This window comes from Aeromonas sp. s11, from assembly GCF_040907945.1.
Lineage (GTDB): Bacteria > Pseudomonadota > Gammaproteobacteria > Enterobacterales > Aeromonadaceae > Aeromonas > Aeromonas veronii.
The window spans coordinates 1-11245 of the sequence record NZ_JBFOCU010000044.1 but is presented as its reverse complement, the minus strand read 5'-3'; the positions used below and the strand labels follow the sequence as shown (position 1 = coordinate 11245).

Annotated in this window: 12 protein-coding genes; 7 read left to right on the top strand and 5 right to left on the bottom strand. The window is 57.8% G+C overall.

Annotation, left to right across the window (positions count from 1 at the left end; translation table 11 throughout):
* Positions 1-123: 123 nt before the first annotated feature.
* The 6 genes from AB5Y84_RS12400 (at position 124) to AB5Y84_RS12375 (ending at position 6966) form a co-directional block, all read left to right on the top strand.
* The gene (locus tag AB5Y84_RS12400) at positions 124-1545 is read left to right on the top strand and encodes a carbon starvation protein A (RefSeq protein ID WP_368177043.1); all 1422 of its coding nucleotides are present in this window, start codon (positions 124-126) and stop codon (positions 1543-1545) included.
* A 223-nt stretch (positions 1546-1768) separates the two neighbouring features.
* Positions 1769-2107, top strand: coding sequence for a DUF3302 domain-containing protein (locus AB5Y84_RS12395; RefSeq protein WP_005337862.1), 339 nt, complete (start codon positions 1769-1771; stop codon positions 2105-2107).
* Positions 2108-2110: 3 nt separating this feature from the next.
* The gene (locus tag AB5Y84_RS12390) at positions 2111-3148 is read left to right on the top strand and encodes an HlyD family secretion protein (protein ID WP_368177042.1); all 1038 of its coding nucleotides are present in this window, start codon (positions 2111-2113) and stop codon (positions 3146-3148) included.
* 114 nt (positions 3149-3262) lie between these two features.
* Entirely contained in the window at positions 3263-5023 is a 1761-nt protein-coding gene (locus AB5Y84_RS12385; protein ID WP_368177098.1) for a DEAD/DEAH box helicase, read from the top strand.
* Positions 5024-5135: 112 nt separating this feature from the next.
* Positions 5136-6575 (top strand): D-alanyl-D-alanine carboxypeptidase/D-alanyl-D-alanine-endopeptidase, encoded by a 1440-nt coding sequence (gene dacB, locus AB5Y84_RS12380; protein ID WP_005350510.1) that lies wholly within the window; start codon positions 5136-5138, stop codon positions 6573-6575.
* Positions 6576-6669: 94 nt separating this feature from the next.
* Positions 6670-6966 (top strand): GrxA family glutaredoxin, encoded by a 297-nt coding sequence (locus tag AB5Y84_RS12375; protein WP_224970215.1) that lies wholly within the window; start codon positions 6670-6672, stop codon positions 6964-6966.
* A gap of 125 nt (positions 6967-7091) precedes the next feature.
* Here the strand turns inward: AB5Y84_RS12375 and AB5Y84_RS12370 are convergent, their stop codons facing one another.
* Entirely contained in the window at positions 7092-7937 is an 846-nt protein-coding gene (locus AB5Y84_RS12370) for an endonuclease/exonuclease/phosphatase family protein (protein WP_005350508.1), read from the bottom strand.
* A 107-nt stretch (positions 7938-8044) separates the two neighbouring features.
* Here AB5Y84_RS12370 and AB5Y84_RS12365 point away from each other — a divergent pair, with 107 nt between their 5' ends.
* Positions 8045-8269 (top strand): hypothetical protein, encoded by a 225-nt coding sequence (locus AB5Y84_RS12365; RefSeq protein WP_005337874.1) that lies wholly within the window; start codon positions 8045-8047, stop codon positions 8267-8269.
* On the opposite strand, the gene yciA is transcribed toward AB5Y84_RS12365, so the two are convergent.
* The 4 genes from yciA to AB5Y84_RS12345 form a co-directional block, all read right to left on the bottom strand.
* Positions 8270-8674 carry an acyl-CoA thioester hydrolase YciA gene (gene yciA, locus AB5Y84_RS12360; protein WP_005337875.1) on the bottom strand — a complete coding sequence of 135 codons (405 nt, stop codon included), beginning with the start codon at positions 8672-8674 and terminating at the stop codon, positions 8270-8272. It abuts the gene before it with no gap.
* 59 nt (positions 8675-8733) lie between these two features.
* A complete protein-coding gene (locus tag AB5Y84_RS12355) occupies positions 8734-9555 on the bottom strand; it encodes an NAD-dependent epimerase/dehydratase family protein (RefSeq protein ID WP_368177041.1) in 822 nt (273 codons plus the stop codon).
* A 253-nt stretch (positions 9556-9808) separates the two neighbouring features.
* Complete coding sequence (locus AB5Y84_RS12350; protein ID WP_368177040.1) at positions 9809-10009, bottom strand: SH3 domain-containing protein; 201 nt, start codon at positions 10007-10009, stop codon at positions 9809-9811.
* 4 nt (positions 10010-10013) lie between these two features.
* On the bottom strand, positions 10014-11150 hold the full coding sequence (locus AB5Y84_RS12345) for an ISAs1 family transposase (protein WP_024943479.1): 1137 nt from the start codon (positions 11148-11150) through the stop codon (positions 10014-10016).
* Between the last annotated feature and the right edge of the window lie 95 nt (positions 11151-11245).

Sequence of the window (11245 nt, the reverse complement as noted above, 5' to 3'; positions counted from 1 at the left end):
TGATCACAGCCGCCGACCGCTCGGCGCGTCAAAGCGCCGCTCGGGGAGTTTCACCTGCCAGTCAGGCGCAACCGTTTTAGACTCGCTCTGCACACTAAAAAATAACAATGCAGGAGCGTAGCAATGATCTGGTTCTTCCTCTGTGTCGGCTTACTTGTGGCCGGCTACTTCATATACGGCAAATTCATCGAACGGATATTCAGCCCGAAACCCGAGCTGAAAACCCCCGCCATCACCATGGCTGACGGGGTGGACTATGTCCCGATGTCGGACAAGAAAGTCTACCTGGTTCAACTGCTCAACATCGCAGGTGTCGGCCCCATCTTCGGCCCCATCCTGGGTGCCCTCTACGGCCCGGTCGCCATGCTCTGGATCGTCTTTGGCTGCATCTTCGCAGGTGCGGTACATGACTACTTCTCCGGCATGCTGTCGGTGCGCGCCAAGGGGGCCTCGGTGCCAACCGTGGTCGGTGAGCATCTGGGCACCGCCGCCAAGCACTTCATGAACCTGTTTGCCGTGGTGCTGCTGATGCTGGTGGGCGTGGTATTCGTGCTGAGCCCGGCAGGGCTGCTCGCCAACCTCACCTCCACCGATCTGGTCTACTGGATTGTGGCAATCTTTGCCTACTACATCCTCGCGACCATAGTCCCCATCGACAAGATCATCGGCCGCTTCTACCCCATCTTCGGCGCCCTGCTGGTCTTCATGTCGGTCGGCCTCATCGTTGGCCTGATCGCCTCCGGCAAAGGCTTCTACAACACCGGGATGGACTTCTCCAACCTGCACCCGACCGAACTGCCGCTCTGGCCGCTGCTCTTCATCACCATCGCCTGTGGCGCGGTATCAGGCTTCCACGCCACCCAGTCACCACTGATGGCGCGCTGCATGCAAAACGAGAAATCCGGCCGCTTCATCTTCTACGGTGCAATGATCGGTGAAGGGATCATCGCCCTGATCTGGTGCACCCTGGGTCTCTCCTTCTACGACAGCACCGAAGCGCTCAACGCTACCATGGCCAACGGCGGCCCGGCAGCCGTGGTACACGAAGTCTCCACCAGCCTGCTCGGCACCGTGGGCGGCATTCTGGCCATCCTCGGCGTGGTGATCCTGCCCATCACCTCTGGTGACACCGCGTTTCGCAGTGCTCGCCTGATCGTGGCGGACTTCCTGAAGATGACCCAGAAGCCGCTGGCCAAGCGTCTGCTGATCGCCATCCCCATGTTTATCCTTGGCTTCATCATTTCCAAGGCTGAATTCGGGGTGATCTGGCGCTACTTCGGCTGGGCCAACCAGACCACCGCCGTCATCATGTTGTGGGCTGCGGCTGCCTACCTCATCAAAGAGGGCAAGCTGCACTGGATCTGCACCATTCCCGCCATGTTCATGACCGTTGTGGTGATCACCTATCTGGCCAACGCCCCCATCGGGTTCGGGCTGGAGATGGGGACCTCCACCATCATCGGCCTGACTGCAACGGCGGCCATTACCGTGGCCTTCCTGATGAAGTTCCGCCAGCCGCTGGTCAGCAGTACCAGCGAAGGGTAAAAACAGCAAAAAATGCAGCGAAAGCAGCACAAAAAAGGCGCCTGATGGCGCCTTTTTTAATGACAAAAAGACTAATAATGCAACTGTTGAATGGCTTCAGCTTCAATACAGCGAATAGCTTTAAGATTCCGGGCGAACTGACGATAAATGTGTGATTCTTAATTGCTTTAGTGCTTGTTGGAACCAATGATTAAGCTGTGCGTCATGCCAGTGGAGGTTATAAATGGCCCTTGATTATTTTGCACTTGGTCTGCTCGTCTTTGTCGGGCTGGTCATTTTTTATGGAGTTATCGTTATCCACGATATTCCTTACGAGATAGCCAAACATCGGAATCACCCTCATCAGGATGCCATTCACGTGGCAGGTTGGGTCAGCCTGTTTACCCTGCATGTGCTGTGGCCCTTCCTCTGGATCTGGGCAACCATCTATCGCCCGGATCGCGGCTGGGGCTTTAGCCAGCGGCTACAAAAAGATGAAGAGGAGCTGGCGGCCCTCAAGCAGGAGTTGGCGGATCTGAAGAGCCGTATCAACACTATCGAACAGAGTGAGCAACAGGGATAAACCATGGACCTGCTACTGATCCTGACCTACACGGCGCTGTGTGTCGCCATATTCAAAATCTTCCGCATCCCGCTCAACAAGTGGACCGTCCCCACCGCAGCACTGGGCGGCGTGCTGCTCATCGGCACCCTGATCATGCTGATGAACTACAACCACCCCTACTCCGAGATGGCGCGCAACTACTACGTCTCCACCCCCATAGTGCCGCTGGTCAAGGGCCGGGTCGTTGAGGTTCCGGTGCAGGCCAACCAGCCGGTGAAAAAAGGGGATGTGCTGTTTCGCCTTGATGATGAGCCGTTCCGCCTGAAAGTGGAGAGCCTCACCGCACGGGTCGAATCCAACCGCGAGCACCTCAGGTCCATTGAGGCGAGACTGCGCTCAGCCAAACTGGACAGAGATCGCGCCAGTGACCTGATGCGCCGTGGCGTGGGCAAGCAGCGTGACCTCGACGTCACCCAGGCCAACGTGGACGACATCGTGGCCCAGATTGACCAGCAGAAAGCTACCCTGAACGATCTGCAGGCCCAGCTGATGGAAGCCAAGTACCAACAGTCCCAAACTGTGGTCTATGCCCCGAGCGATGGTCATGTAGTGCAGTTGGCCCTGCGCCCCGGCATGATCGCCACTCCCTTCATGTATCGTCCGGTGATGACCTTCATCCACAAGGATGACACCGCCTACGTCGGCTGGTTCTGGCAGAACAGCATGCAGCGACTGGCGGTGGGTGATGAGGCCGAAGTGGTGATCGATGGCGTCCCCGGCAAAATCTTCAAAGGCAAGGTGACAGCCGTGGTTCCGGCCATTGCCGCCGGTAACGTGCAGGCCAACGCCGGTCTGCTGGATCAGACCACGGCGGTGCGTCCGGGTCGCCTGCCGGTAGTCATCTCCATTACCGACCCCGAGTGGGCCAAGTATCAGATGATTGCAGGTGCCAGCGGGCAGGCTGCGGTCTACACCCAGTACTTCCACCATGTATCTGTGATGCGCAAGATACTGCTGCGCATGGCAAGCTGGATGAACTACATCTTCCCGTTCCATTGATCAGCAACCAAGCACCCTGCGGGTCGGCATCATGCCGGCCCGCTGTTTTTGTGGCGGCAAGCACCCTATAATGGCGCCACCCTGCGCCGCACCATGCCCAAACGCCACGCCCTCATGTTCGTTCTCAGACCCTATCAGACCGACGCCGTCAACGCCGTGATCAGCCACTTTCGCAAACACCCGGATCCCGCCGTGGTGGTGCTGCCCACCGGGGCCGGCAAGAGTCTGGTGATCGCCGAGCTGGCCCGCAAGGCACGCGGTCGGGTGCTGGTGCTGGCCCACGTCAAGGAGCTGGTGGAGCAGAACCACGCCAAGTACGAGGCGTGGGGGCTCAAGGCCGATATTTTCGCTGCCGGCCTGGATCGCAAGGAGGCGAGCGCCCAGGTGGTGTTCGGCTCGGTGCAGTCGGTCGCCCGCAATCTGGCGGCCTTCGACGGGGCGTTTTCGCTGCTCATCATCGACGAGTGCCATCGGGTCTCGCTCGATGATGACAGCCAGTACCATCAGGTGTTAGGCCACCTCAAGGCCGCCAATCCGGCCCTCAAGATCCTCGGTCTCACCGCCACCCCTTATCGGCTCGGGCTGGGCTGGATCTACCGGCGCCACTACCACGGCATGGTCAAGAGCCACGGCGAGCGGCTGTTTGGCGACTGCGTGTTCGAGCTGCCCTTGCGTTTTATGGTGAAAAACGGCTACCTGACGCCACCGCGCATGGTGGATGCCCCCATAGTCCACTACGACTTCAGCAAGTTGGTGGTGCGGGAGAACGGCCTCTTCAGCGAGGCGGATCTTAACGGCGAGCTAAAGCGCCAGCAGCGGGTCACTCCCCATATCCTGAGTCAGGTGCTGGAGTATGCCGCCGACCGGCAGGGGGTGATGATCTTCGCCGCCACCGTCGAGCATGCACGGGAAATTCACGGCCTGCTTGGCGCCCGAGGCCAGCTGGCGGCTCTTATCACCGGCGAGACGCCGGGGCCAGAGCGCGATGCCCTCATCAGCGCCTTCAAGGCGCGCGAGCTCAAGTTTCTGGTCAACGTGGCGGTGCTCACCACCGGCTTCGATGCCCCTCATGTCGATCTTATCGTGATGCTGCGCCCCACCGAGTCGGTCTCCCTCTATCAGCAGATCGTCGGGCGGGGCCTGCGCCTCTCGCCGGGCAAGGAGGATTGTCTGGTGCTCGACTATGCGGGCAACAACTTCAACCTGTTTGCCCCCGAAGTGGGGGAGCCTCGCCCCCACGCCGGTACCGAGCCGGTACAGGTGCCCTGCCCCGCCTGCGGTTTTGCCAACACCTTCTGGGGCAAGACCGACGAGGATGGCAAGGTGATCGAGCACTACGGCCGCCGCTGTCAGGGGCTGTTTGAAGATGACGAGGGCAACCGCGAGGAGTGTGACTACCGCTTTCGCGCCAAGATCTGCCCCGGCTGTGGTGCGGAGAACGACATCGCCGCCCGCCGCTGCCAGAGCTGCGATCAGCTGCTGGTGGACCCTGACGACAAGCTTAAAGAGGCGCTCAATCTCAAGGATTGCATGGTGATCCGCTGCGCCGGGCTAACCCTCACAGCCGGGCGCGGCAAACAGGGGGAGCGGCTGGAGGTGACCTACCACGATGAGGATGGGCTGACCCTCAGTGAATACTTCGGATTTCACTCCCCGGGCGCACGGCGCTTGTTTCAACAGCACTTTGTGCGTCATCATTGGCCCGCCTCGGGGCTGGAGCCCGAATTTACCACCCTGGCGAGCGTGCTGGCCGCGCAAAGCCAGTTCCGTCATCCGGATTTTGTCATCGCCCGCAAATCGGGTCGCTTCTGGCAGATAAAAGAGAAAATTTTTGATTATGAGGGTCGCTATCGTACCGCCAACTCGATGACATGATGGCGACCGGCATACATGGCATGAATTGCGTTATCCCGTAGATCCCGCATCGGCGGGTTGAATTATCAGGGTCGGCACCACTGCCGGGCCCTTCGTCACGTTAGAGGATGTTATGCAGCGGTTGTTGATTGGTTTTTGTGCTCTCTTTTCTTCTCTGGCGGCTCATGCCGCCCCGCTGACGCCCCCTCAGGGTGGCCAGTACGCCATCATGGTGCAGGGCAATAACGGCGTCGAGTTCGCCCGCCATGCGGATCAGATGATCGCCCCCGCCTCCACCATGAAGGTGCTCACCGCGCTGGCGGCCCGCCTCGAGCTGGGTGCCGACTTCCGCTTCGCCACTGACATTCAGGCCCAGCCCGGTGCCAAACAGGGTGACACCATCAACGGCGATATCTGGATCAACTTCGTCGGCGACCCCACCCTCTCCCGCATGGATCTGCTGGCCCTGTTCAAACAGCTCGGCGTCACCAGCATCAAGGGCAATGTCTACGTCAACACCGGCGCCTACAACGGCTACGAGCGCGGCAACGGCTGGTCGTGGGGGGATCAGACCCTCTGCTTCGCCGCTCCTGTCTCCTCGGTCATCATCGACAAGAACTGCGCCTACGGCACCATCACTGCCACCCAGATTGGCAAACCGGCGGTCGGCAATGTAGCTACCGGCGTCCCCATCGGCATCGGTGCCGACAACGTGGAAGTGATGAGCTATGGCGATATGGCGCGCCAGTTCTGCGCACTGGAAGTGGACATGGCCAAGGGCAACTTCTACGAGCTCAAGGGCTGCATCACCCCGAATAAAGAGCCGCAGGGTCTTCGTTTCGCCATTCACGACGTGGAGGCTTGGGGCTGGGACAACATCCGCTGGGCGATGAACCGTGCCGGTATCAAGCATGATGGCCTGCTGCGGGTCACCCACAAGGCCCCTGAAGGAGCAGAGACCCTCGGCACCCACTACTCGGTCTCCCTGCCGGTAATGCTCGCCAAGATGCTGAAGAAATCGGACAACCTCTACGCCGATACCTTCCTCAAAACCGTGGGCCGTCACTACTACAACAAGCCGGGCAGCTATCGCAGTGGCACCATGGCGGTGCGCGCCATCCTGACCAAGAACGGGATCGATCTGGGCAACGCCACTCTGGCTGACGGCTCCGGTCTCTCCGCTCACAATCTCATCAGCGCCCGTCAGATGATGTCGGTGCTGAACTTCATCCAGAAAAATGATGCCGAACTTGGCCTGATCAAGCTGCTGCCAAGCTCTCAGGTGGATGGCACCCTGGCGTGGCGCCGCAGCGTCACCGCCCCCATGATGAAGAACAAGGTCCATGCCAAGACAGGTACCATCACCGGCACCTCCAATCTGGTGGGCTTTATCGATACGGCGGGCGGCCAGCGCAAGGCGTTCGTGATGTTCCAGCGTGGCCTGTCCCAAGATCCGGCCACCCATGAGCGCTATCGTGCCAGCAAGGCGCCGTGGCCCTGGACCGTATTCGAGAAGGGGGTGCTGGAGAGCATCTATCAGCAGCAGCCGATCCAGATCGCCGATGAGAGCTGAGCCAATAGGCCCACTCGAATCAGGGTATCGATAATTTCGGCTTCAAGTCGCCACGAGGCAGGGCTATGCTGTTGCCTGCCTCATATCAACGGCCATACAAAAACGGCTTAAAAAACGGAGAGAAAATATGTTTGCAGTGATTTTTGGTCGCCCGGGTTGCCCCTACTGTGTCCGTGCCGTACAGATCGCCGAGCAGCTGACCGAACAGCGCGATGACTTCAAATTCCGCTACGTGGATATCCATGCCGAAGGCATCACCAAAGAAGATCTGGCCAAGAGCGCCGGCAAGCCGGTCAATACCGTGCCGCAGATCTTCCTGGATGAGCAGCACATCGGTGGCTGCACCGATTTCGAAGCCTACGCCAAAGCGAATCTGGGTCTCTACCAGTAATGCCTGCGGGTCATCCCGAGCGGGTTGACCGCCAGAGCGTATAAAAAAATCCGGCGCCATCAGGCGCCGGATTTTTTTATGAGCGGAACTCGCACCATCCTTTGTCAGGAAGTCACAGACTGGGGTCAGGGAGTCACAGACTGGGCGGCAAAACGCGCAATGATGGGGTTGTGATCCGAACTGTCGGTCGCCGGTGAACTCACCTCGACCAAATCCAGATTGCGGTAGTAGAGGTGATCCAGCGGGCGACCGAAGGCGGTGCGGCGCAGATCAGGCACCGGCACGGCCTCTTGCAGACCCAGCTCGTCCACCAATTTGCTTAACCAGAACTGGCGCTTGTCACTCCAGGTGTTGAAATCACCGGCCAGGATCACCGGCCCCTGATGACGACGCACCAAGGCAGTCAAATCGTTGAGCTGCTCGCGGAAGGTGGCCATCCCAAGCTCGAAATTGACCGCATGGATATTGATGACCATGACGCCATCAGGATCGCCCTGCAGCGGATAGAGGCTCACCAGCCCGGATTTGGGGATACGCAGCAATGGCTCGGGGGAGCGCACGCCACAGACGAACGCCTGCGGGGTCTTGGCCACCGTCATTACCCCGAACGAGACGCCGCCCTGGGTGAAAGCTTGCAGCTGTTGCCACTGGAAATCACCGGCGCGCAGCCAGTCGAGCATATCGGGACGGGTGGCCGACTCTTGCAGCAGCACCAGATCCTGCCCCTTGGCATAACTGTCCATCCCTTCGCGCCAGTTTTTGCGCTGGCCCTTGTAGAGATTCCACACCGTCACCCCGAATTCACGAGGCAGCGCCGTGGTCGCCAACGCTACCAGCGGCGGACGCTGGCAGTCGAGTCCCGGCACAATCCCTTGAGCTGTGACCAGATGGTTCTGATCCGGCACCTCAAAACAGCCTACCAACCCCAGGGTCAGCAGGGAGGTGCCAAGAATGCGATAACTATTTTTCATTGGCTAACAACCGCCCGCCTTTGCTTTTTGTTGCGACCATCACAAACGTCATCCACGCCGACTAAGCTGATAGTCCCTGTTCCACCCAACCAGAAGGACCTTGTCTCATGGCGAAAGAACTTCGGTACAACGTGACGTTTTATGATCAACAAGGAAATTGTCATCAAGTGGAGCTGGCCACCGTCTATCAGATAAGACGGGACCCTCAATGCGATCTCTGCCTGTTTGACACCCTGCAATATGTGGGCTCGGAAGAGATGCTGGAACGCATGATACGGCAAAAAACCGGGCTTGAGCAGGAAATATCCATCATCAATGCCCGGCTGATTTAATCAGGCACTCACCGGAACCGGGCGGGATTTGCCCTGTTCGTCGATGGCGACATAGGTGAAGATCCCCTCGGTCACACAGTAACGCTGGGCATCGTTTTCCCGCAGTACCGGCTTGACCCACACCTCCAGCTTGAGCTTCATGGAGCTGCGGCCGATCTTCATGCAGCGGCCGTAGCAGCAGACCACATCGCCCACCTTGACCGGACTGTGAAAGGTCATGCCTTCGACGGATACGGTACAAATACGTCCTTTTGCCAGCTCCTTGGCCATAATGCCCCCACCTATATCCATCTGGGACATGATCCAGCCACCAAAGATGTCGCCATTGGGGTTGGTATCGGCTGGCATTGCCAGGGTTCTCAGCAACAACTCCCCATCGGGGTGACGTTTTGTATCTACCATCATTACCGCCTCTCTCTCATGGATGGCGGCATGATAGGGGGCGATCACCCCCTTGGCAAACCTCAATTGCCCGAGGCGGCGAGCTCGGCAAACCAGTGGGCCGGATCGGGCCAGCGATAGTTGAATCCCATCTGCTGGCAAATCAGCTGACCGTCGATGGGCTGAAATTCACCGGCAGGCTCGATAAAGACCGGCACGGGCAGCCCCTGCTGGCGCGCCGCAAAGGGGTAAAACTGCTCGCGGCGCGGATGCACAGGCGCGCTCAGGTTGAAAACATCCCCATCCTTGCCCCGCTCCAGCAGCAACATACACGCTGCCACCACATCGTCCAGATGGACCAGATTGACCGACTGGGCGCCGCCATCCAGAGTCTTGCCCGCCAGAAAACGGCCGGGATGGCGATCCGGGCCATAAAGGCCTGAGGGGCGCACTATCATCACCGTCTCGAAACCGGCCGCCAGCACCGCCCGCTCCGCTGCCAGCATCCGCTCACCACGGGCATGGCGGGGTTGGGGTTCTTCCCCCTCCTGCTGCCCCGCGCCCCATACCGAGGTGGCGCTGACAAACAGCACCCGCCGGGTGCCATTCGCTTTGGCCAACGCGCAGGCCCTTGCCACCGCCTGCAGATAGTCATCGGTCTTGCTGGGCGGTACGCAGATAACCAGCGATTCGCAGGGGATGGGCCACGCATCCGACATATGGGCAGAAATCGTCAGCGGATGGGCGTTGATCCCCTCCCCCTGCAAACGGGCCGCTTTTTCGGCGCTGCTGACCGTCACCGTCACCTGCTTGCCAGCCGCCAATAGGGCCCGCGCCAGCGGCAGCCCCAGCCACCCCGCCCCCAGAATGCCGATCGTCCCGGCGATATCTTGTTCTGTCATCATCCCTTCTCCTGCTTGACGCGTTTTGCCCCGCAGCTTACCTGCCTTGGCATAAAAAGAAAGCTTTGGCCTGCAGATAGATAAATGCTGTTGAGCTGGTAATATTTGTATCTGTTCTGCGGCAATTTCACTAAATCTCTCTCGCTGTCACATCATTCTATTTTCATTCATCAATAACATATATTTCTGTAGCAACCTCGGCAAAGGAACACTTGACCATCAATGTATTGGCTATGTTTTGCACAACTAGCTAGAGCTATTTATTAAAGCGCTCTGTATATTCAGTAAACACCCAGCCTTCTAACGGCTCACCTTGTTTTTGAGGTATTGCAACCTTTATCCAACTACGATTCTTTTCAAGAACGTATACAGATTGCCCAAAATTTAAAGTCATAATTATCTCTGACTTGATAGATGGTAAAGATCTCAATCGAACCCAGGGCGAGAGCGTGAACATATTGTTAAATTGACTTCAATTCAGCCAGCCCTGAATCCAATACCTTTTCCAGATATGGGCTGCTCATGCCCGCAAATTGCTGCTTCTTCCGCAAGCTTGCCTTACGGCTGGTTTCGGCTCGCAGCATGTTTTGCGCCATGTGTCGTGCACAGGCCAATATTTGAGGGGCATCACCTCGATATATCTGGCAGGCATCCTCATTCATCACGACATCCAGAACCCAGTGCAGGCTATTTTCAATTGCCCAGTGCCCTCGTACCGCTGAAGCAAACTGCTCTGGTGTCAGTTCAGCCGAGCTGATGTAGTAGCGATACTCCATCGAAAATTTTTCCATATTTTCAATTCGATAGGATATTGCGACACCGACAGTCTTCAGCGATTTCCACTCTGGAAATTGCTCTGATAGTGCTCCGGCTGGTAACACATGGTACTCGCGGCCATCGATGCGACCGTGCTCTTTCTCGACACTGAGCGTTTCTTCACTCAGCGGCTTCTTGGTCGACTCGGCCAGAGCTGCGCGTACTGCATTATGCAGTGTGGGCTGGTTACCTTTTACCGCCAGCAAGTAGTCGCCACCGCCCTTGACTATGGTTGAGGCTATTCCAGTCTGGCAGCCCATGGCATCGATGGATACCAGGCAGCCTTTTATATCGAGGAGTGCCAGTAATTCAGGAATGGCGGTGATTTCGTTAGATTTCTCATCTGTTTTGACTTGCCCGAGCACCAGACGATTCTCAGCGGCAAAGGCACTGACCATATGAATGGTAGACTGACGACTGTCTCGGTCGTAAGAGCTGCGTAAGGTCTTGCCGTCAATGGCAATCAGCTCACCATCGGTACGTTCTGATGTTGCTTGCATCCAGCGGACGAAGGCGTTCTGGAATTGCTCCGGTTGAATACGGGAGATGATCCTGGCTATGGTGTCGTGAACAGGTAATCCGTTATGAAACAATCCATTACGCTGAAACCATTCCAGATGTGCCTCGCCGAAAAGCTCGATATCTTCCCAACCTTGAGCTCCACCAATAGCAGCACAGACGGTGAGAAAAACCACATCGAAGAAGGGGTACGCGATTTTGGTTGTCTGACGAGGGTCTTCAAGTTCGGAGAAGAATTGGGTAAATGCCGCTTGATGGTTCATGACGAAACTCCCGTAAAAGAGAGTATAAGATCACACCCTGTTCGGTCGGTCAAATCCTCGTGCCCTGCTTAAAAAACGTTCGCGATCTTGCCCTG

Excerpts from the sequence above, each read along its gene's own strand:
- AB5Y84_RS12400 (WP_368177043.1), top strand. The coding sequence starts at position 124 with ATGATCTGGTTCTTCCTCTGTGTCGGCTTACTTGTGGCCGGCTACTTC.
- AB5Y84_RS12395 (WP_005337862.1), top strand. The coding sequence starts at position 1,769 with ATGGCCCTTGATTATTTTGCACTTGGTCTGCTCGTCTTTGTCGGGCTG.
- AB5Y84_RS12390 (WP_368177042.1), top strand. The coding sequence starts at position 2,111 with ATGGACCTGCTACTGATCCTGACCTACACGGCGCTGTGTGTCGCCATA.
- AB5Y84_RS12385 (WP_368177098.1), top strand. The coding sequence starts at position 3,263 with ATGTTCGTTCTCAGACCCTATCAGACCGACGCCGTCAACGCCGTGATC.
- dacB (WP_005350510.1), top strand. The coding sequence starts at position 5,136 with ATGCAGCGGTTGTTGATTGGTTTTTGTGCTCTCTTTTCTTCTCTGGCG.
- AB5Y84_RS12370 (WP_005350508.1), bottom strand. The coding sequence starts at position 7,937 with ATGAAAAATAGTTATCGCATTCTTGGCACCTCCCTGCTGACCCTGGGG.
- AB5Y84_RS12365 (WP_005337874.1), top strand. The coding sequence starts at position 8,045 with ATGGCGAAAGAACTTCGGTACAACGTGACGTTTTATGATCAACAAGGA.
- yciA (WP_005337875.1), bottom strand. The coding sequence starts at position 8,674 with ATGATGGTAGATACAAAACGTCACCCCGATGGGGAGTTGTTGCTGAGA.
- AB5Y84_RS12355 (WP_368177041.1), bottom strand. The coding sequence starts at position 9,555 with ATGATGACAGAACAAGATATCGCCGGGACGATCGGCATTCTGGGGGCG.
- AB5Y84_RS12350 (WP_368177040.1), bottom strand. The coding sequence starts at position 10,009 with ATGTTCACGCTCTCGCCCTGGGTTCGATTGAGATCTTTACCATCTATC.
- AB5Y84_RS12345 (WP_024943479.1), bottom strand. The coding sequence starts at position 11,150 with ATGAACCATCAAGCGGCATTTACCCAATTCTTCTCCGAACTTGAAGAC.